The sequence below is a fragment of the Cobetia sp. MC34 genome, from assembly GCF_018340035.1.
Taxonomy (GTDB): Bacteria; Pseudomonadota; Gammaproteobacteria; order Pseudomonadales; family Halomonadaceae; genus Cobetia; species Cobetia amphilecti.
In genome coordinates this window covers 176880-198254 of sequence record NZ_JADPPY010000003.1, presented here as the reverse complement: position 1 = coordinate 198254, position 21375 = coordinate 176880, and the positions used below count along the sequence as shown (strand labels likewise).

The following is a 21375-nucleotide window of genomic DNA, read 5'->3' as shown; positions in this document are numbered from 1 at the left end:
GTCGGCCTTGTCCACCGTCATGCCCTGCTCACTGAGGTGGTTGCTGATCATCACCAGCTCAGCGACGGTCAGTGTCTGCGGACGACGCGAGGGATCGATGCCCAGCGCGGTCAGCTGGTCGGCATCGATGCGGCCCTTGAAGTTGTTGCGCAGCGTCTTGCGGCGCTGGGAGAAGGCTTCGCGCACGATGACGGCGAGCAGCTTCTCGTCCTTGGCCGGATGCGGCAATTCACGGTGCGGCACCAGACGCACGATGGCGGAATCCACCTTCGGCGCCGGGAAGAAGGCGCTCGGCGGCACCAGGAACAGGTTTTCCACCGCGCAGTAATACTGGGTCATCACCGACAGGCGGCCCCAGTCGGTGCCACCCGGCTCGGCGGCCAGACGCTCGACGACTTCCTTCTGCAGCATGAAGTGCATGTCGGAGATCGCGCCGCGTGCTTCCAGCAGGTGGAAGATCAGCGGAGTGGAGATGTTGTACGGCAGATTGCCGACCACGCGCAGTGCCGGACCATCACCGACCAGCTCCGGGAAATCGAAGCGCAGGGCATCGCCTTCGTGGATCACGAAGTCCGGGTAGTTGAAGAACTGCACGCGCAGACCCGGGATGAGATCACGGTCCAGCTCGATGACTTCCAGCTTGCCTGCCGCTTCCAGCAGCGGGCCGGTCAAGGCACCCTGCCCCGGACCGATCTCGACCAGGCGCTCGCCTTCCGCGGGACGAATGGCATTCACGATTCGAGAGATGACGCCAAGGTCCTGCAGAAAGTTCTGACCGAAACGCTTGCGAGCGCGATGCGCGGGGAAATGTTGGGACATGGGACTGACCTTCCTCCTGGGAATCCGTCGGGATTCCCGACAACAAGACGCCGCCATGGCCTGCAGGGACACAGGCAGACCGGGGCGGCGAGACCATCCTCGATGGTCGAATGACTGGGGTAGCGAGACGCCACGCTGTGGCGCACGCCTGACGTGCCGCCATGCGGTCACGCCCGAGTGATGCGGGGATTATCTCAGGCTCGCGCGGCGGCTGCCATCTCGATGGCGACACGCACGGCCTGCAACAGGCTGCCGACGTCGGCACACCCGCTGCCGGCAAGGTCCAGCGCCGTGCCGTGATCCACGGAGGTACGCACGATCGGCAGGCCCAGCGTGATGTTGGCGGCTTCACCGAAGCCGGCATACTTGAGCACCGGCAGGCCCTGGTCGTGGTACATCGCCAGAACCGCATCCACGCCCTCCAGATGCCGCGGCGTGAACAGGGTGTCGGCTGGCAGCGGACCATCCAGCTGCATGCCGGTCGCGCGCAGGGCGTCGAGCGTCGGGGAGATCACCTCGATCTCCTCATGCCCCAGGTGCCCACCCTCGCCGGCATGCGGATTGAGCCCGCACACCGCGATGCGCGGCGCGGCACAGCCGAAGTAGCGCGTCAGATCCTTGGCGAGGATCTTCATTACCCGCGTCAGGCCCTCGGGCGTGATGGCATCGGCCACCTCGCGCAGCGGCAGGTGCGTGGTGGCCAGCGCCACCCGCAGCCCGGGGCACGCCAGCATCATGACCACTTCCTCGACCCCGCAGACATCGCGCAGGTATTCGGTGTGGCCGGTGAAGCCCGCATGCCCGGCCTCGATCACGGCGGCCTTGGACAGCGGCGCCGTCACCATCGCACTGGCATGACCCGCCTGGCAGGCGGCGATGGCGACATCCAGCATCGCCAGCACATGATCGCCATTGCGCGCATCGATCACGCCCGGCTCGCTGGGCACTGCCAGCGGCACCGGCCACACGGCCAGCTCACCATTGCGGGCCGGCGGCAGCGGGTCGCCCGGCGACAGCTCATGCACCACCAGCGGCAGTCCCAGCAGGCGGGCACGACTGACCAGCAAGGCGGGGTCCGCCACGGCGACCAGCTGCGCGGGGAACGCTTCCGCCTGACCGGCGAGCATGACCAGCAGTTCCGGGCCGATGCCCGCCGGCTCACCGGCGGTCAGGGCGATGATGTCGGGCGCAGTCTCTTCGCGACGATTCATGACGGTGTCTCGCTGCTCCACTCGGACTTACTGCTCATCGAGACGGTTGTCGACGTAGGCCTCGGCACGCACCTGCTGCTGCCAGGCTTCGAGCTCATCATTGAGCTTGCGCTGGAACAGGGTCTTGCGCACCTTGTCACGCTGGCTGGAGTTGGTCACATCCTGCTGGCGACGCTCCTCGACTTCGATGATGTGGTAGCCGAAGCGGCTCTTGACTGGCTGGCTGATCTCGCCCACGTCCAGACCATTCATGGCCGTCTCGAAGGAGGAGACCGTCTGGCCCGGGCTGACCCAACCCAGCTCGCCACCCTTGAGGGAGCTGCCCTTGTCGTCGCTGAACTCCTGAGCCAGCGCGGCGAAGTCCTCGCCCCCCAGCAGACGGCGGCGAATGGACTCGGCACGCTCAAGCGCCTGTTGATCGCTGAGGTTCGGGTTGGGCTGGATCAAGATGTGGCGTGCGCGCGTCTGGGAAATCAACGCCTTGCCCGCGCCACGCTTCTCGATCAGCTTGACGAGGTGATAGCCGCTGGCACTGCGCAGCGGCTCGGAGACCTGACCGGCCTGCATGTTCGGGATGACATCGGCGAACACCGTCGGCAGCTCACCGCCGGAACGCCAGCCGAGATCACCGCCGCTCAGTGCCTGACTGCCGGCGGATTCGGCGGCAGCCAGCTGGGCGAAATCGGTGCCCTGCTCGATCTGCTGACGCAGGCTGTCGGCCTTGGCGCGCGCGGCCTTGACCTGGTCCGGCGTCGGCTCCTGGGGCAGTGCCACCAGCAGGTGGGCCAGATGGTACTGGACGTCGCTGCCGACATTCTGCTGATTGAGATAGCGGTCTATCTCACGATCGGAGATCCGCACCCGGCTGGCGACGCTGCGCTGCTGGATCTGCTGCACCAGCAGCTCACGACGCACCTGATCGCGCACCTGGGCCAGTGACATGCCATCCTGCTCGAGCTTGTCGGCGAAGGCTTCCAGGCTCATGCCGTTGTCCTTGGCGATGCCGCGCAAGGTAGCGTTGAGCTGGGTATCGTCGATGCTGAGGTTGGCCTGTTCCGCCAGCTGCAGCTGAATCTGCTCATTGACCATACGATCAAGAACCTGACGCTCCAGCACGTCGCGCGGCGGCAGGTTGATGCCACGGCTCTGCAACTGCTGACTCGCCTGGGTGACGCGCTGCTCCATGTCGCTTTGCATGATGGCGTCCTTGTTGACCACGGCAACCACGCGGTCGAGCAACTCGGCGGCACCGGCCGGCAGACTCGCCAGCACAAATGCCAGCCCCAGCGGGGCAATCAGGGTCTTGCGCATCACATGTTCTCTCGGCGTAAAAATGTTGATGGCGCCGCCCTGCGGCGGCGCCTTGGCGTCATTCACGGCCTGGCGCGGCGACTCAGAAGCCCGCGTTGCGATAGCCCGGTACGGCCTGTTCCAGGTAGCTGTCAGCACTCTGGCCAACGCCTCCCAAGCCCTTGAATTCAAAGGTCAGGAAGATGCCATTCTTCTCTTCGTCATCCGAGATGGTGTTGGCGGTGTCGTTGTCATCCTGCCATTCACGCCAGGTGACCTGCACGCCGTAGCAGCAATCGTTGTACTGCACGCCCAACACCTTCTCCAGTGAACGGGAATTGGTGCTGTCATACATGTAGCGGCCCAGCAGCGACCAGCTCTCGCTCATCGGCGTCGCGAAGGAGAAATCCCACTCGTTGCGGGTATAGCCCAGCACGTCATCCGCGTCCTCATCGTCGTAAGGCACGAAGCCTTCGATCTCACGATTGAAGCCAAAGTTCAGTACCGTGCCTTGTTCCGCACGATAACGCAGCGAGGTCTGGGCACTTTCGGTCACGCCACGATCGAAATCCTGGAACACGGCCTGGGAGGCGGTCCACTGGTCGTTGAGCACCACATCGGCCTGGAAGACCACCGGCGAGCGGTCACGCGTCGCACGATAGTAGTCGGAGTAGCTGTCGAAGTCGGAGCGTGAGGTCTTGTCCGGATCACCGTCCATGTCGATGTTGCGGTCCGACAGGTAGCTCGACTGGCCGACGCCCAGCTTGAGGCGTTCACGGCCGCTTTCATCGCTGATGAAGCGTGACGACACGCCGTAGGAGACCTTGTTGGTATCGCCGACACGGTCCCCCCCGCTGAAGCGGTACGGAGACCACAGCTGATTCCAGCTGAAGGCGTCTTCCGAGGTGTCGAAGTCGGGCAGATCGGACTGGTCGACCTCCGGCACGTAGGCGTAATAGAGGCGCGGTTCCAGCGTCTGGGTATAGCCGTCGCCGAACCATTCGGTCTCGCGATCGAAGATCAGGCCGCTGTCCAGCGACAGTACCGGGATGGTGGCGGACGGGCTGGTGCTGCGGTCCGTCTCGCGATCACCGTAGTCCAGGCTGTACGACAGGCTGACCAGCTGGGCGCGCGGCTCGATGAAGCTCCAGCTCTGATCGCTGCGCCAGCCCAGCGCCGGCGCCAGACGCAGGCGCGAACCATTGGCGGCCTGGTCTTCGTCGATGTCGGTATCCGTCTGATCGACATCACGCCAGAAGTAGGTCGCGTTGGAATTCCACTCTTCGTAGAAACCGTTGGACTGACTCCAGCGCCCATCCGCGGTCAGGCTCGGCAGACGGTAGAACGGCTTGTCGTCGTTATCCAGCGGGTAGTCCATGCGCTGGTAGCCCTGCGCCTTGAACTGCAGGTCCCAGACATCGCCGTGATAATCGAGCTGTGCCAGACGCTCGAGGCTATCGGTTTCCGTTTCCCCGAAGTTGCGCCCGAAGTCGTCGAAATAATTGCCATCGGAGGCGGCGCCGTACTTCAACTGGTAGTCGGTACGGGCATCATAGCGGCCAGCATGCTGGTAGTTGATGTACCAGCGGTCCTCACCGATCAGGTCTTCCTCGTCATCGTCGGGGTCGCTGCCGCCATCATCATCGGCGAGCCAGGCACCCTCGATGCTGCCTTCATCGCCACGTGGCAATAGATAGCGGAACTCGCCTTCCAGCATCTCGCCACGCTCGGAGATGTAACGCGGCGTGAGGGTGGCATCGTAATTGGGCGCCAGGTTCAGGTAGATCGGCTGGGCGTAATCGAAGCCGCTGGAGCTGGTGTAGCTGAACTGCGGCCACAGCAGGCCCGTATGGCGACGGTCATCGACCGGGAAACGCACATAGGGCCAGTAGAAGACCGGCACACCGCCCATTTCCATGCGCGCATGCTTGGCCGTTCCCCAGCCGGAGTCCTGATCGATGGTGATGTCGCTGCCAACCAGACGCCACAGGCTATTGCCCGGCTCGCAGGAGGTGAAGCTGGCATCCTTCAGGCGGTAGCGACCATCCTCGAGACGCGCCAGCTGCACCGCGTCGCCGCGCACATGCTGCTCGTGAAAGACGTAGTGGCCGTTGTCGACGCTGGCCGCATCGCTGTTGAGCGAGACCCGCGCGTCGTCGCCACGCAGCAGGACCCCGGGCTGGCGATAGGTGACAGGCCCCTTGGCGGTGGCGGTGTCACGCGCCTCGTTGACGCTGACCTCAGGCGATTCCAGCTGGGAATCGCCGCGGCGCAGCACCACCTCCCCCATCAGGGTGGCGACGCCATCGTTGCCGTAGTTGGCCTTGTCGGCCGAGGTCGTGACCTGCTCCGGCGTGTCGCCCGCCTCGATACGGTAGGCCGGCGTGACATAGCGCCCGGAGCACAGCTTGCCCTGCGGCACCTCATCATAGGGCTGCCAGTCGAGCTGACTGGCTGACAGGGGCTCGGGCGGAGCGGCCTGTGCCATCAGAGGGGCGCCGGCGGCCAGAGGCGCCAGGGTCCACAACAGACGGAAAACCAGTGGCTTGAGCTGCCAGACCGGGCGGTCATCGCCCAATCGGGCTATCGGTGCCTGCCGGGAATGAGCAGACAGAGAGGGAGTCGCGAAGCGACGCTGACGTCGCCCGGGAGCGGTCGTCGGCTTGCCCGGATGGGATGAATGGCTGCGCTGGGCCATGGCTGCTCTGTGTCCTTGGCTGGGGGAATCGGTATTATACAGGCCCAGCAACCGGCCTTCCTGCTTGCCGGTTCCGCCTGCCTTCTCGTCACCACACGACAGCATGCGGGGCCGCGGCACAGGCGTCAACTGACAGCCGGCCCCGCACACGCCGACAGGAGCCCAAGCCCCATGACATCCGACGCCCGCCGCCAGGCGCTGCACGCCTGGGCCGCCGCCCGCCACGACCTCACGCCAGAGGCCGTGCGCATGAGCGCCGTGGCTGACGACGCCAGCTTCCGCCGCTATTTCCGCCTGCACCTCGAGGAACTCGACCCGGCCACGCCGGCGCGCATCCTGATGGACGCCCCGCCCGAGAAGGAAGACAGCCACGGCTTCGTCGCCATCGCCCGCCAATGGCGTGACGCCGGCCTGCCGCTGCCCGAGGTCTTCGCCTTCGACGAGACACTCGGCTTTCTGGAGCTGGAAGACCTCGGCGACACCCCGCTGATGACCGCCCTGACCAGCACCGAGCACGCCGACCACTACTATGGCGAAGCCATCGGGCTGCTCGAGCAGCTGCATCAGCTGCCGCCCGGCAACCTGCCGGCCTATGACGACGCCCGCCTGTCCGCCGAACTGGCGCTGTTTCCGGAGTGGTGTCTCGGCCAGCTGCTCGACATGCCACATGACCGCCGCTACGCCGCCTGGGGCAAGCTGACGGGGCAATTGCTCGCGGCCGCCAGCGCGCAACCGGTGGTGACCGTGCACCGCGACTTCCATGCCCAGAACCTGTTCCTGCATCAGTCAGCATCCCAGCACCAGCCCCGGCTGTGGATCATCGACTTCCAGGACGCCGTCAGCGGCCCCGAGAACTACGACCTGATCTCGCTGCTGCGTGACCGTCACTGGCGCTGGCCGGAACCCGCCATGGCGCGCTGGATCGAGCAGGCGCGTCTGGCCGCCTTGCCACGCTACGCCGCGGCCGGCCTGCCGGCACCGAGCCCGCTGGAATACCGCCAGAGCGTCGAGCGCATGGGCGTGCAGCGCAATCTCAAGATTCTCGGCATCTTCGCGCGTCTGACACTGCGGGACGCCAAGCCTCGCTACCTGACGCTGATGCCGCGTTTCCTCGGCCACCTGCGCGAAGGTCTGGCCTTCTGCCCGGAACTGATCTCCTTCACCCACTGGCTGGATGAGGTGCTGACGCCGGCGCTGTCGCTACGGCTGGCCGAGGAATGCGAGGCGCGCGATCTGCGTCTCGCCAATGGCGAGCGCCCCGAGATCAACCTCGATGATTACGATGAGCTGGCAGCACTCGCCGATCGCGCCGCCCGCCTGCAGCGCAATGCGGCCGCCGCTACGGCGAAGAGCGCTGCGGCAAGTGGGGAAAGCAATGAAAGCGCAGCAAATGCCGACAACGAGTCAGGGAGCCACTGATGCGCGCGATGATTCTGGCGGCCGGTTTCGGCACGCGCATGCGCCCGCTGACCGACCACACTCCCAAGCCGTTGCTGGAAGTCGCCGGGCTGCCGTTGCTGGAGCACCATCTGCTGCGTCTGGAAGCGATCGATGTGGACAGGGTCGTCATCAATGTCGGCCACCTGGCCGACAGGATTCTGAGCCACTTCGCCGCCACACCCAATGAACAGGGCCAGCTCGAGGCTTGCTGGCAGGGACGCAAGCGCCGCCTGACGCTGATCTTCTCGCGCGAGGAGACGCCGCTGGAAACCGGCGGCGGCATCGCTCGCGCCCTGTCACTCTCCGATGCGCTGACGCAGGACGCAGGCGATGACACGCCCTTCCTGCTCATCAATGGCGATGTCTGGTGTGACGTCGACCTCACGCTGCTGACCATCCAGGCACTGGCGAGCCATTCACTGGCCCCGCTCGCCGACCAGCCGCAGGCGCTGGCGGGTCTGGTGCTGGTGGATAACCCGCCACATCATCCCGAGGGGGACTTCCTGCTCACCCCGACGGGGATAGTGAAGGATGAAGCCGGCGCCGCGAGTGACGAACAGGACGAGAAGGAAGAGAAGGAAGAGAAAGACGAGCAGGAAGAGCAGGCCGGCAGCCGGCTGACCTTCTCCGGTGTGTCGTGGCTGTCACCACGCCTGATCCGCCGCGCCATTGCCGAGACACCGGCCTATCAAGGCCCCGACAGCGTCTTCAAGCTGGCGCCGCTGCTGCGTGAGGCCATGCAGCATGGCGAGGTGCGCGGCCTGCATCATCGCGGCGCCTGGATCGATGTCGGCACCCCACAGCGTCTGGCCGAGCTGGATGAGCTGCTGAGCCACGCCAGGGCCTGAGCCAGCGCGATATAAGCTCAGCGCTGGACGTTCCTCCGGGCACGCCGATGACAATGCTACCCTGTGCGCCATCGTGCTCACCGCGCCCTTATTCCTATCGCCCCTGGCCTTTATAGCCACTAGCTCCGGGCCGGTGGCGCATCAACGACTTATCAGAAGGAGAAGTTCCGACATGGCAATGAACGCCAGCATCAAATGGACCGATGGTCGCCAGTTCCTCGCCGAATCCGGCAGCGGCCACAGCGTGGTCATGGACGGCAATCCGGACAACGGCGGTCGCAACACCGGTCCGCGTCCGATGGAAATGCTGTTGATGGGTCTGGGCGGCTGCACCAGCTTCGATGTCATCCAGATTCTGGAAAAGGCCCGCCAGCAGGTCACCGACTGTCACGCCGAACTGAGCGCCGAGCGCGCCGATAGCGTGCCGAGCGTGTTCACGAAGATTCACGTCAAGTTCGTGGTCACCGGTCGCAACCTCAAGGAATCCCAGGTCAAGCGTGCCGTCGAGCTGTCCGCCGAGAAGTACTGCAGCGCCTCCCTGATGCTGAGCGCCGGGGGTGTCGAGATCACTCACTCCTACGAAGTCATCGACATCACGGCCTGATCACGCCTCGCCCTCCCGCCGTTCAAGGCCCCGCCGACGGCGGGAGGGAGCGCACCACTGACGACGTCTCGCCAGGATCGGCGGGAATTGTCGCTGGCGTGTCAGCCCTGCCTGTGCATAATACGCCCCTCAAACCGGTCGTCTCACCGGTCGTCTCGTGGCAAAGATGGTACGCAATGCTCCCTGTGAGTCATGCTGCCAGCGCCCGGGACGGGCCTTTCGAGATGTCCTCTTCGGCCCGATGCCTGCCTCTGCCCCATTGCAATGGCGCATCGGATGTCATACCACCCTCCCATTTCAAGGAGGCCTGGACGTGAGCGATCAACTCCGCCTTCACGGGTTCAACAACCTCACCAGTTCGTTGAGCTTCAATATCTACGACATCTGCTACGCGCAGACCGAAGAGCAGCGCACGGCGTATATCGATTATATCGATGAGCTCTACAATGCCGAGCGTCTTACCCAGATCCTCAAGGATGTCACCAACATCATCGGTGCCCACGTGCTGAACATCGCACGCCAGGACTATGAGCCGCATGGTGCCAGCGTGACCATCCTGATCGCCGAGCACGAGCTGGAAGAGCAGGACGTGTCCCAGACCGCGCCGGGCCCGGGCCCGCTGCCGGAAACGGTCGTCGGCCATCTGGACAAGTCTCACGTCACGGTGCACACCTATCCCGAGTCCCACCCGGACAACGGCATCAGCACCTTCCGTCTCGATATCGATGTCTCGACCTGTGGCATGATCAGCCCGCTGAAGGCGCTGAACTATCTGATCCACAGCTTCGATTCCGATATCGTGACCATGGACTACCGCGTACGTGGCTTCACGCGCGACGTGGATGGCAAGAAGCTGTTCATCGATCACGACATCACTTCCATCCAGGATTACCTGGCGGAAGACACCAAGCGTGCCTACCAGATGGTCGATGTGAACGTGTATCAAGAGAACATGTTCCACACCAAGATGCTGCTCAAGGACTTCGAGCTGGACAACTACCTCTTCGGCACCTCGCGTCGCGAGCTGACCTTCGAGGAAGCCACCAACATCGAAGGCCGTCTGCGTCGTGAAATGCTCGAGATCTTCTACTCGCGCAACTTCGACTGATCATCGCCTGTGTCATGCACGGCAGTCGCAGCGCCTGTGTCTGCTTGCCTGAGGCCTGATGACAGTTCGAAAAAAGCCCCTGACACCTCACGGTATCAGGGGCTTTTTGTTGCCTGCCGGCTCAGCGATCGCCGACGGGGCCCTCCTTGTCTGGCGGAGCGGCATCCCCCAGGCGCTGTTCCATCTCCTCATTCACCTGACGATGCAGCGCCTCGCGGTGGCGTTCGCGCTCAGCCAGCGACTCGCCCCGCTCCTGCGCGACCTGATCCAGCCGCTCACGCAGCTCGCGCACTTCCGTCGTCAGCTCGCTGATCTGATGATAGAGCGCCCGCGTCATGTCGCGCTGGGCACGCGCCGCCCGGGCCTCCTGCTCGCTGTCATCCTCGATGAAGATCGAGCTGATATAGGCGGCGAAACTCCCGAACAGCCCCACACCCCCGACCATCAGCAGCACCGCCACCACGCGACCGAGCGTCGTGATGGGATAGTAGTCGCCATAGCCGACGGTGGTCACCGTCACCACTGCCCACCACAGCGCCTCCTCGGCGGTATTGATGGGGCTGTCGGGATTGGGTGTCTCCACCATCAGCATGGTCAGGGCGCCGAACACCACCAGCAGCACCGTGGCGGTGGCCGCCGAGGCGAAGACCCCCTCGGCCCGGTTGCGGAACAGCAGCTTCCAGATCATTTCCATCGACTTGATGGCGCGCAGCACCCGCAGTACCTGCACCACGCGAAACAGCCTCGCGCCCTGGAAGAGTCCCGCCGGAATACAGGCCAGCAGGTCGATCCAGCCCCACTTCATGTACTCGCGCTTGCTCTTGGCACTGGCGAAGCGCTTGCAGAAATCGATGAAGAAGAACAGGCAGACCACGTAATCCATGTATTCCAGCAGCCGCTGGACCTGGGGTGACAACACAAAGACAAGGTCCACCACCATGGCGCCGATCACATAGATCGACAGCACCAGGATGAACAACTGAAAGGGCGTGACGCGTTCCTGCATCCGAAGACTCTCCGTGAATGGGGCTCTGGAAAGCCTACCCCATCCTCGTCGCCCTGACAGTGTGCAGCCACCGCTGGCGTGCGCCCGGGCACTCATCTGTCCGGTGGTTCATGCATCCCTGGGCTCAGGCGCCCGCGCTCATCAAGCCTTGTTACGCGACTCCTCGTCACTCGGGGGCTGGAAGGTGGACTGCTCGCTGATGTCCTCCCCACTGATGCGATTCAAAAGCTTGCGCAACTTGTGACGCTGCCTGCGTGATGACAGGCGATTGGAATCCCAGCGCTCCGGTACCAGCGCACATTCTCCATTGGCATCGTGCAGGCGGAAGGCACGCTCGACGCCGATCGGGTGGTCCTCACTGCCGTAGATGCCGATGATGCTCAGCGTCAGGCGCTGGAATTCCAGTTGCTCATTGCTGGGCCAGTGACCATCGAGCGAGATGCCATTGCGGCGCGCCATGCGCTCGATGACTTCAGAGAAAGTCCCGATATGCAGGAAGTCGCCCGAGCCCAGCGGCCCCTGACGCGTGGTATCGGAGATACGCCATTCACTGCTGCTGGAAGCCTCCTGCGCGGGCTGTTCGCTCTCACCGTTCTGCGCATCCTTGCGCTGCTCGTCACCTTCCTGATAGCTGCGTTCGAACTCGGTGACATCCATCAGCAGGCTGCCATGACTGGTATCCAGACGGGCGATGATGTGCTCGATGAAGATCGATTCGGCACTCATGTTGCTGACGATGCACAGACTGTCGATACCCTTGGACTTGCCGCGATTGATCAGCACTCGCGGGCGACGCTGGCGACGGAAGTTGTGATACAGCAGCTGCGCGTAGACCAGCCAGATAAAGAACGAGCCGATACTGGCAATCGCCGAGATGGTTTTCGAGTGATTCGCAATCCACTCCATCATGCTGACCTCCCCTGTCAACGTTGTCTGGTGCCCCCTTTCTTGGGGACAGCGACAGGGGATTGCGAGCATTGATTTGGCGTTAAACTCCCTCGTGACTGACCTGATCCTCGCCCAGCAGTGACTGCCAGAGGGTGATGACCCGCTCACGGTGGGCGGCAATCACCGGGTGCTGCTCCAGCCGCATCAGGCTGCCGTGCTTCTCCAGCGCCAGGCGATGGCTGACATCGCGGTAGGCCAGATAGGCCTCGCGCAGCTCACCGGCCTGCTCGCCCGGCAACCGTCCGCAGGACTCGAGGGTTTCCAGCAACCGCATGTTGTCGCTCCACTCGAGCAGAGCAGGCACCTGATGACTCAGCGCCAGCACGCAGTACTGGGCGAGAAACTCGATGTCGACGATGCCGCCGGCATCCTGCTTGAGATGGAACTGTCCGGCCTCGCGGTCCTTGGCGCTGCTGCCCAGGTGATCACGCATCTTGTGGCGCATGGCGATCACCTCCTGGCGCAGCGCCTTCTCGTCCCGCTGCTGACCGAGCACCTCACGGCGCACCTCCTCGAAGGCCAGCGCCAGCGCCGGGTCTCCCGCCACGGCCCGCGCGCGCACCAGCGCCTGATGCTCCCAGGTCCAGGCTTGCGTGAGCTGATAGTCCCGGAAGGCCGCCAGACTCGAGACCAGCAGCCCCGAATTGCCCGACGGGCGCAGGCGCATGTCGACCTCGTAGAGCGCGCCGGCCGGCGTCACCGCCGTCAGCAGGTGGATGATGCGCTGCCCCAGACGCGTGAAGAACAGCGGATTGTCCAGCGGCCGCGGGCCATCCGTCTGGCCCTTGCTGGCCGCATCATGCAGGAAGACGAGATCCAGGTCCGAGCCATAGCCCAGCTCGATGCCACCCAGCTTGCCGTAGCCGACGATCACGAAGCTGCCACTCAGGCTGTCGCCGGTGATCGGCTGGCCATCGCGCCCGATGGGGAAGCCATGCTTGCGGGTCAGGGTCTTCCACGCCATCGCCAGCACCTGTTCCAGCACCACCTCGGCGATGAAGGTCAGATAGTCGCTGACCTTCATCAGCGGGCGGGCACCGGCGATATCGGAGGCCGCCACGTGCAGCACCTGGGCATGGCGGAACACCCGCAAGGCCTCGAGCAACGCCTCTTCATCATCTTCGGGAATGCGCGACAGCGCGGTGCGCAGCTCATCGGCGAGGCGCGTCTTGTCGGCGGGTGAGTACAGATTATGCGGGTGCAGCAGCTCATCGAGCAGCACCGGATAGCGCGCCAGCTGTTCGGCGATCCACGGGCTGGCCGCACACAGGCGCATCAACTGCGCCAGCGCATCCGGGTTCTCGCGCAGCAGCGCCAGATAGGCCGTCCGCCGCAATACCGCCTCAATCAGCGGCAAGACGCGCTCCAGCACTCGGCTGGCATCGTGCTCGCCGGGCTTCTCGGGGTCGCCCGCCGCCGAGCCCAGCGCCTGCAGCAATGGCGGCATCAGCGCATCGAGACGATCAAAGCCGATGCGCTGCATGCCCTGCACCGCACGTGACCGCCGCAGGCTATCGAGACGCCGGAAGCTCTCGGCCGCACTCTCAAAGCCGCTCTCGGCGAGCAGTGCCTCGCCCTCCTCCGCCGTCAGCTCGCCGCGCCACAGTGCTCGCCACTCATCCAGCGCCTGCTGACCTTCGCCCTGCTCGGCCTCGTCGTCTTCCGGCGCGGCGATCACGTTGTCGAAGTGATGGCGGATGCGCGTACGCACCTCTTCCAGCCACGCGGTGAGCGCCTCCCAATCGGGCAGCTTCATGGCCAGCGCGAGGCGCTCGCGGCCCAGCGGGTCCAGCGGCAGTGTCTGGGTCTGACGGTCGGCCTGTGCCTGCAGAGCGTGTTCGAGATCGCGCAGGAAGACGTAGTCCGGCACCAGCTCATCCACCACCGCCTGCGGCAGCAATCCCAGGGCCGGCAGGCGCGCAAAGGCCTGCTTGAGCGAGGTTACCTGCAATTCCGACTCACGTCCGCCCCGAATCAGCTGGAAGGCCTGGGCGACGAACTCCACCTCGCGAATGCCGCCGGAGCCGAGCTTGATGTTGTCGGACAGCCCGCGCCGCTTGACCTCGCGATTGATCATCGCCTTCATCTCGCGCAGCGACTCGATGGCACCGAAATCCAGATACTTGCGATAGACGAAGGGCCGCAGGTGCGCGATCAGGCGCTCGCCGGCAGCCACACTGCCCGCCACCGGGCGCGCCTTGAGCATCGCGTAACGCTCCCATTCGCGGCCCTGATCCTGGTAGTAGCTGGCCAGCATCGAGAAACTGCCGACCAGTGGCCCGCCGTCCCCCAGCGGACGCAGCCGCATGTCGACGCGGAACACGAAGCCATCGGCGGTCATCGCGTCCAGCGCGGCAATCAGCTTCTGGCCGAGACGCGTGAAATATTCCTGATGATCCAATGACTTGCGGCCGCCAGATGTCTCGCCCTTGTCGGGGAAGGCGAAGATCAGGTCGATATCGGAGGAGAGGTTGAGCTCGCCGGCGCCCAGCTTGCCCATGCCGAGCACCACCAGCCGCTGCGGCTCGCCGAAGCGGTCCGGCGCGGGGCGGCCGTAACGCGGCTCAAGCGAGGCTTCCAGCCAGCCAAGCGCGCCCTCGAGAGTGACTTCGGCGAGGTGCGAGACCGCCGCCGCGGTCTGCCACATGTCGGCGCCGTTGAGGTCGCGCCACACGATGCCCAGCATGCGCAGCTGGCGGAAGCGCCGCAGCACCTGCTGCATCGCCTTCTCATCTTCGGCGCTGCCGAGGCCGGCGGAGAGACGCTCAGTGAGCTGGGCGACCGGCAAGGCGCGCTCCAGCTCGCCGCTCTCGAGCAGCTCGGACAGCAGTTCAGGGCGACGGCACAGCGTCTCCAGCGCGAAGTCGGACAGCGTGATCAGACGTCCCAACTGGCTGCGCTGACGCTCATCGAGGGCCAGAAAGGTCGCCAGCGGTGAGCTGTCATCGCCACGCATCTCGCAGAGGTTCTCAGCCTGGGTCAGGCTCTCTTCGAGGCGCTCCTGGGCGGCGCACAAGGCGCTCTCGAGCGTGGCACGGCTGTCAGCCGACTGCTCGGCGAGCAGCGATGACGGCGCAAGGAAATCAGCGGGCAACAGTGGGCGGGACTGCGCGGGGGATGGCTGGGGCATGGTCGTCTCCTTCGATCCAGCCCTCAGCATAACGGAGGCCGCAGGCACATGACACGGCCCTGCCCGCTGCCCCTTTCATTGATGTGGTCGGGGCTTGGGCGCTCAGCCGAACAGCTTGTCGTAGAGCAAGGTGCCCCAGGTCAGGCCGGCGAAGATCAGGCTGATCATCACCGCCGCCGAGCCCATGTCCTTGGCGCGCCCGGACAGCTCATGGAATTCCGGGCCGATGCGGTCAATCGCGGATTCCACCGCCGAGTTGAGCAGTTCGACCATCAGCACGATCAGCGTGGAGCCGACCAGCAGCAGCCATTCGACATGCGAGTCACCGATCCACCAGGCAAACGGCAGCAGCAAGGCGCACAGCACGATCTCCTGGCGGAAGGCCTCTTCGTTGCTCCAGGCGGCCTTGAGGCCCTTGAGCGAGTAACGCGCGGAATGCTTGAGGTGGGTCAAGCCGGTATGCCGTGATTTCATCTTCGGGTCTCGTACAGAAGCAGCACGGAGGCTGCAAAGGCCGATCTTTCAATCGGACGACGTCTGCCAGCAACACGCCTCGGGAGAGCTCGCAGCACACCGGCCAGCGACAGCGCAGCGCTGCCTGCGCGATTTTCACGACCAAAGGCTACCCGAGACCTCATCGACGGGCGTGCTCTAATACCGCTAGGCGCTCGATGACGGCGGCGATGATAGCAAAGCACGCGCTGAAGCGGCATTGCCGATCCCGTCCTCCAACAACAACAAATCAACGCCGGGAACTGCCCATGCCTTCGCTATCACACGACACACGCCAGACGCTCAGCCGCGGACTGGCGCGCAACTTCCTCGGCCAGTCGCCACGCTGGTACAAGCAGCTGATGTGCCTGTTTCTGATCACCAATCCGCTGCTGCTGTGGTTCAGCGGTCCGCAAGGTGGCGTGATCGTCGGTTGGCTGCTGCTGGGGGAATTCATCTTCACGCTGGCGATGGCGCTCAAGTGCTATCCCCTCCAGCCAGGCGGTCTGCTGGCGCTGGAGGCCGTCGTCATCGGCATGGCCTCGCCGGAGGCCATCATGCAGGAGATGGAGCGCAACCTGCCGGTGATCCTGCTGCTGATGTTCATGGTGGCCGGCATCTACTTCATGAAGCCGCTGCTGCTGTATGCCTTCACCAAGATCATCCTCGGCGTGCGCTCCAAGACCTGGCTGTCGCTGATGTTCTGTCTCTCCAGCGCCCTGCTGTCCGCCTTTCTCGATGCCTTGACGGTGACGGCGGTGATCATCAGCATCGCGGTGGGCTTCTACTCCGTCTACCACAAGGTGGCCTCGGGCAAGCATTTCGATACCCAGCATGACCATGCCAACGATGTCAGCGTCGAGGCCGTGCACAGTGAAGACCTCGAGGATTTCCGCGGCTTTCTGCGCTCGTTGCTGATGCATGGCGCGGTGGGAACCGCGCTGGGAGGCGTCAGCACCATGATCGGCGAGCCGCAGAATCTGGTGATCGCCAAGGCCGCCGAATGGGACTTCATCGACTTCTTCCTCGCCATGGCGCCGGTCACCGTGCCGACCTTCTTCGCCGGCCTCGCCCTGTGCGTCCTGCTGGAGCGTGGCCGCTGGTTCGGCTACGGCCAGCGCCTGCCCGCCAGCGTGCGACGCATTCTCGAGGATTATGATCATCACCAGGATTCACGGCGCACGCCGCGGGAACGCGCCGCGCTGATCGTGCAGGCCGTGGTGGCCGTGCTGCTGGTCCTGGCGCTGGCACTGCACATGGCAGAGGTCGGGCTGATCGGGCTGGCGGTGATCATTCTGCTGACCGCCGGCAATGGCATCACCGATGAGCACCAGATCGGCCGCGCCTTCCAGGAATCGCTGCCCTTCACCTCACTGCTGGTGGTGTTCTTCACCATCGTCGCGGTCATCCACGAGCAGCATCTGTTCCAGCCGTTCATCCAGTGGGTACTGAGTCTGCCCATCGAGGAACAGGCCGGCGCGCTGTTTCTGGCCAACGGCCTGCTCTCGGCCATCTCGGACAATGTCTTCGTGGCCACGGTGTACATCACCCAGGTCAAGAACGAGTTCGTGGCCGGCAATATCAGCCGCGAGCACTTCCATGCGCTGGCGGTCGCGGTGAACACCGGCACCAACCTGCCCAGCGTTGCGACTCCCAATGGCCAGGCGGCGTTCCTCTTTCTGCTCACCTCTGCCATCGCGCCGCTGGTCAGGCTCTCCTACGGGCGCATGGTGTGGATGGCGCTGCCCTACACGGTGCTGATGACGCTGGTCGGACTGGCCACCGTGCGCAGCTTCATCTAGCCAGCGCCTCCTGTTCCTGGGGCCAGCCGCACATCCGGCTGGCCCCGGTTGCGTCAGTCTCATCCCAATGTCGATATCGCGAGGCTTCCCCACAGCGTCGCTTGCAGGCACTGTGAGATGACGCGTCTCGATCAGACGCCGTGACACCCTTCAAGCAGGAAGACCGCCAACACCCACGCCATCCACAAGGAGACAGCCATGTCCCGCGCACTGATGCTGCACGAAGAGACACCTCGCGCCCGAGTCGTCGACCTTTCCGATGATCAGCTACCTGACCTGCCTGTCACGGTGGCCATCGAGCGTTCCGGGCTCAACTACAAGGACGCGTTGGCCATCACCGGCCGTGGCAAGATCGTTCGCGAGCTGCCCTTCGTGCCGGGCATCGATTTCGCGGGTCGCGTCGAGGCCTCCGACTCGCCGGATTATCAGCCGGGCGATGAGGTCCTCCTGACCGGCTGGGGCGTGGGCGAGCGCCATTGGGGCGGCCTGGCCGAGCGCATGCGCGTCAAGCCCGAGTGGCTGGTCAAGCGCCCTGCCAATCTGAGCGCCGAGCAGGCCATGGCCTTCGGTACCGCCGGCCTGACCGCCATGCTGTGCGTGATGCGCCTCGAGGAAGCCGGCCTGACGCCCGAGCAGGGCCCGGTGATCGTCACCGGCGCCACCGGTGGGGTCGGCAGCTGGGCCGTGCAGATGCTGGCCGGGCAAGGCTTCGAGGTTCACGCGGTCAGCGGCAAGGCCGAGCAGCGCGAATGGCTCGAGTCACTGGGCGCGAGCGAAGTCCATCTGCGCAGTGATTTCGAGGACAAGGGCCGTCCGCTGGAAAAGAGCCGCTGGGCAGGCGCCGTGGATACCGCCGGTGGCCAGGTGCTGGCCAATCTGCTGGCGCAGATGAATTACGATGGCAAGGTGGCGGCCGTGGGCCTCGCGGCGGGCGCCGACCTGCCCACCAGCGTGATGCCGTTCATCCTGCGCGGCGTCTCGTTACTGGGCGTCGATAGCGTCATGATCAATGCCGAACGCCGTCAAAGGGTATGGCAGCGTCTGGCCGACCTGCCGGACGAGATGCACGCCCAGATGCAGCTCGAGACGGTCGGCCTGGAAGGCCTCGCCGAACGCGCCGAGGCGATGATCGACGGACGCGTCAGCGGTCGTGTGCTGCTCGATCCGACGCGCTGAAGACACTCGACGCACGACCCGCGACGGAAAATTTGCCCTCACAGCGCCAAAAACGCTTCAAGTCCTTGATTGTTGCGGTGCAATAGCGATTTTGGCGTTAGCCAACGCCGTCACACAACGCTATGCTCTTGTTATCTCGTTGCGCCCTGTCGAGCGTCCCGAGTGCCCTCCCCTCAGCCATGCCGGGCGTGTGGAGGACCACCCCGCCTTCGGGCGGGGTTTTTTGTGTCTGTCACTCAGGCCATGAACACGAAAGCCCCGCCGATTGGCGGGGCTTTCGTGTTCATGCGCGCGATCAGGAGCTCAGTTGCGCTCGATCATCGCGGTCAGGTCCTCGGCGACCGGATCCAGCACCTGCGGCCAGGACAGATAAGGCACCGCCGCTCGGCCGTTGACCATCACCGCGAAGGCGCCCCAGCGGCCACTTTGCGTGCGGAAGTATCCCGAGATGGCGCGAACCGGCACCGGGTTGTTGAGCGTGCCCGTCTTGACCATCACGTGATTGCGGAAGGTCTCGCTGCCACGGCGGATGAAGCGCATAGGGCCATTGACCGGTGCCTGCAGGCCCGCCACGAAGGTGGGGAACAGCGCCGGGCGGTGATACATGCTGTCGAGCAACGCCACCAGCCCACTGACGCTGGTGCGGTTCTGTGAGGTCAGGCCGCTGCCGGAATACATCGTCAGCGGGCCGTGACCGGGAATCGCGCTGGCGAAGGTCTCGAGCTTGGCACCGCCCTGGCGCAAGGTGGCCTGGCTGCCGCCGACCAGCGCCAGCGTCAGCTGGTCCGCCATGAAGTTGTTGGAGTAGTTGAGCATGCGCGTCAGCAACTCCTGCATCGGCTTGCCTTCGACGCTACCGAGCTGCGCGGCGCTGGAGGGCGGCGCCGTCGAGGTGATGTCCACCCCGCCGGTCACCGTGATCCCGGCGCGCGCCAGGATGTCACGCATCAGCTCACCGGTGTACAGCGCAGGATTGGAGACGGCGCGGTAGATGCTGCGCGGCTGGCTGTCGGCGGCGATGGTGCCGGTGACGACCAGCGTATCGCGACCGTTGCTGGTGGTGCGGCGGGCATTGATGGCGCTCTTGCCCCCCGCGCCGACCGTGGTGACCTGGTTATCGAAGATCTCGGTGGGCTGTGTGGTGTCGCAGCTGGCCAGTCGCGCCGGCGCCTGACTGCCCGCACCCGGCATCACCTTCACGCACCAGCTGGCATAGTTGCTGGCCGCGGACGACAGCAGCGCATCATAGGCATTGCTGGAACGCCGCGAGGCATTGCAGCGATCGGTACTGATGCAGGGCACCGGCCCGAAACGCCACTGACTGATCAACAGGCGCCCTTCGACGCGGCGGATGCCCCGAAAGCGCAGCTCCTCGGTCAGCCGCCACAGCTCTTCACTGGTCAGCGCCGGGTCGCCGCTGCCCTCGAGCACCAGGTCACCGGTCAAGACGCCGCCGCTGATCGTGCCCGTGCTGCGCAGACGCGTCGAGAAACGGTACTGCGGGCCGAAACGGTCCAGCGCCGCACCGGCGATATAGAGCTTGGACAGCGAAGCCGGCGTCAGTTGCTGGTCGGGATTGACCGAGGCCAGCGTCTCGCCGGTATCGAGCATGCGCGCCTGGGCACTGACGATGAAGCCCTTGTCAGTCAGTCGCGTCAGGTTGTCAAAGCCCGCCGCCTGCGCCGGGCCCGCCACGACAAGCGTCGCCCCGGCCGCCATGGCCAGTCGGCGCAGCGAGCGCGTGAAACGCAGCGACTTGCCCGCTGCTGCGGGGCGCGCCGCCTTCAGCAAGGGCAACAGGGGAGACAGTCGGGAGGGTCGCGCAGAGGTCGGTGCAGTGCGAAATAGGGGCATGAGGCATCCAGTGACGTCGTCGGTGAGCATCCATGTCACAGCCGGGAGGCGCCGTGATGCCCCTAGCTTAATGAGGACTGGCGCTGGAAAACAGATGCAGGACGGCGACACCGCCCACGATCATCGCCAGCCCCAGGATGGCCGGCAGGTCCGGCATCTCGCGATAGACCACCGCACCGAACACGGTGACCAGCACGATGCCGAGCCCGGACCACACCGCATAGGTCACGCCCAGCGGCAGATCACGCAGTACCAGCGTCAGGAAATAGAAGGCGATGCCGTAGCCCACCACCACGATCACGCTGGGGCCGAGTCGCGAAAAGGACTCGGAGGCCTTGAGCGCGCTGGTCGCGATGACCTCTGCCAATATGGCCACTGCCAGGAAGACATAACTCATCGAATCACCTCGTATTGTGGGGGGCCAGCTGCTGCTCACGCGCGGCCTTGCGCGCCAGCAGACGACTCATCACGGCATCGAACAGCGGATTGAAGATCATGGCCCAGACCAGGAAGAAGGCAACGAAGCCCAGATCCAGCAGCAATGCCTGCCACAGCCCCAGGTCGAGCCAGGCGGCCACGATGAAGACGGTCACCAGTACCAGGCCGAGCTCGAAGCCGAGTGCCTGAGCGATGCGCTGGGTCGCGCTGCGCTGGCGGGTCGGCACCCAGCGATCGAACATCCAGTTCCAGACCGTACTCCAGATCACCGCCAGTGTGGACATCACCACCGCCAGGCTACCCATGCTCGCCAGGTCATGCCCCGTGACCCGTGCCGACAGCGGCGCCACGAGCAGGATGCCGCCCAATTCCAGCAATCCTGCCTGGGCCAGACGTTCTTTCTTGGAACGCATGTCATACCTCCTCTCGATCACCGCGCGTGATGCCGAATGGGCTGAACGACGCGGATGGAGGAGGCATTCTAGAGAGATACAAGATGGTTTAAAGTTGG

The 21375-nt window shown here is 64.7% G+C and carries 16 protein-coding genes and 1 pseudogene; 6 read left to right on the top strand and 11 right to left on the bottom strand.

The annotated features are described in order from the left end of the window. Window positions 1-30 precede the first annotated feature (30 nt). The 4 genes and pseudogenes from rsmA to IZU87_RS03020 form a co-directional block, all read right to left on the bottom strand. A pseudogene (gene rsmA / locus IZU87_RS03035) lies at window positions 31-819 on the bottom strand (16S rRNA (adenine(1518)-N(6)/adenine(1519)-N(6))-dimethyltransferase RsmA); the annotation flags it as partial. 194 nt (window positions 820-1013) lie between these two features. Beyond that, entirely contained in the window at window positions 1014-2030 is a 1017-nt protein-coding gene (gene pdxA, locus IZU87_RS03030; RefSeq protein WP_213113634.1) for a 4-hydroxythreonine-4-phosphate dehydrogenase PdxA, read from the bottom strand. 27 nt (window positions 2031-2057) lie between these two features. Then, window positions 2058-3341 (bottom strand): peptidylprolyl isomerase, encoded by a 1284-nt coding sequence (locus tag IZU87_RS03025; RefSeq protein ID WP_043334629.1) that lies wholly within the window; start codon window positions 3339-3341, stop codon window positions 2058-2060. An 82-nt stretch (window positions 3342-3423) separates the two neighbouring features. Next, on the bottom strand, window positions 3424-5808 hold the full coding sequence (locus tag IZU87_RS03020) for an LPS-assembly protein LptD (RefSeq protein WP_213113659.1): 2385 nt from the start codon (window positions 5806-5808) through the stop codon (window positions 3424-3426). A 381-nt stretch (window positions 5809-6189) separates the two neighbouring features. Between IZU87_RS03020 and IZU87_RS03015 the strand changes: the two genes are divergently transcribed. From IZU87_RS03015 to speD, 4 genes are all read left to right on the top strand, one after another. After that, window positions 6190-7437: an aminoglycoside phosphotransferase family protein gene (locus tag IZU87_RS03015; RefSeq protein WP_213113633.1), complete on the top strand. Its 1248-nt coding sequence runs from the start codon at window positions 6190-6192 to the stop codon at window positions 7435-7437. Next, a complete protein-coding gene (locus IZU87_RS03010; protein WP_213113631.1) occupies window positions 7437-8306 on the top strand; it encodes a nucleotidyltransferase family protein in 870 nt (289 codons plus the stop codon). The genes IZU87_RS03015 and IZU87_RS03010 overlap by 1 nt, the downstream gene beginning before the upstream one ends. Window positions 8307-8484: 178 nt before the next feature. Further along, entirely contained in the window at window positions 8485-8910 is a 426-nt protein-coding gene (locus IZU87_RS03005; protein WP_043334623.1) for an OsmC family protein, read from the top strand. 313 nt (window positions 8911-9223) lie between these two features. Next, window positions 9224-10018 (top strand): adenosylmethionine decarboxylase, encoded by a 795-nt coding sequence (gene speD, locus IZU87_RS03000; RefSeq protein ID WP_043334620.1) that lies wholly within the window; start codon window positions 9224-9226, stop codon window positions 10016-10018. Between the two features lie 121 nt (window positions 10019-10139). On the opposite strand, the gene IZU87_RS17870 is transcribed toward speD, so the two are convergent. The 4 genes from IZU87_RS17870 to IZU87_RS02980 all read right to left on the bottom strand — a co-directional run bounded on the left by IZU87_RS17870 (window position 10140) and on the right by IZU87_RS02980 (window position 15576). After that, a complete protein-coding gene (locus IZU87_RS17870) occupies window positions 10140-11024 on the bottom strand; it encodes an ion transporter (protein ID WP_213113630.1) in 885 nt (294 codons plus the stop codon). Window positions 11025-11165: 141 nt separating this feature from the next. Continuing rightward, window positions 11166-11933, bottom strand: a complete 768-nt coding sequence (locus tag IZU87_RS02990; protein ID WP_213113628.1) for a hypothetical protein — start codon at window positions 11931-11933, stop codon at window positions 11166-11168. 79 nt (window positions 11934-12012) lie between these two features. After that, a complete protein-coding gene (glnE, locus tag IZU87_RS02985) occupies window positions 12013-15102 on the bottom strand; it encodes a bifunctional [glutamate--ammonia ligase]-adenylyl-L-tyrosine phosphorylase/[glutamate--ammonia-ligase] adenylyltransferase (protein WP_213113627.1) in 3090 nt (1029 codons plus the stop codon). A 102-nt stretch (window positions 15103-15204) separates the two neighbouring features. Next, window positions 15205-15576, bottom strand: coding sequence for a diacylglycerol kinase (locus tag IZU87_RS02980; RefSeq protein ID WP_043334615.1), 372 nt, complete (start codon window positions 15574-15576; stop codon window positions 15205-15207). Window positions 15577-15863: 287 nt separating this feature from the next. Here IZU87_RS02980 and nhaB point away from each other — a divergent pair, with 287 nt between their 5' ends. Further along, a complete protein-coding gene (nhaB, locus tag IZU87_RS02975; RefSeq protein WP_213113626.1) occupies window positions 15864-17396 on the top strand; it encodes a sodium/proton antiporter NhaB in 1533 nt (510 codons plus the stop codon). 198 nt (window positions 17397-17594) lie between these two features. Next, on the top strand, window positions 17595-18572 hold the full coding sequence (locus IZU87_RS02970; RefSeq protein WP_213113625.1) for an MDR family oxidoreductase: 978 nt from the start codon (window positions 17595-17597) through the stop codon (window positions 18570-18572). Between the two features lie 303 nt (window positions 18573-18875). Here IZU87_RS02970 and dacB read toward each other — a convergent pair whose 3' ends face one another. The 3 genes from dacB to IZU87_RS02955 form a co-directional block, all read right to left on the bottom strand. Next, a complete protein-coding gene (gene dacB, locus IZU87_RS02965) occupies window positions 18876-20426 on the bottom strand; it encodes a D-alanyl-D-alanine carboxypeptidase/D-alanyl-D-alanine endopeptidase (RefSeq protein ID WP_249330404.1) in 1551 nt (516 codons plus the stop codon). A 67-nt stretch (window positions 20427-20493) separates the two neighbouring features. After that, window positions 20494-20823 carry a DMT family transporter gene (locus tag IZU87_RS02960; RefSeq protein ID WP_043334608.1) on the bottom strand — a complete coding sequence of 110 codons (330 nt, stop codon included), beginning with the start codon at window positions 20821-20823 and terminating at the stop codon, window positions 20494-20496. Between the two features lie 4 nt (window positions 20824-20827). Beyond that, a complete protein-coding gene (locus IZU87_RS02955) occupies window positions 20828-21277 on the bottom strand; it encodes a PACE efflux transporter (RefSeq protein ID WP_213113624.1) in 450 nt (149 codons plus the stop codon). Window positions 21278-21375 lie beyond the last annotated feature (98 nt).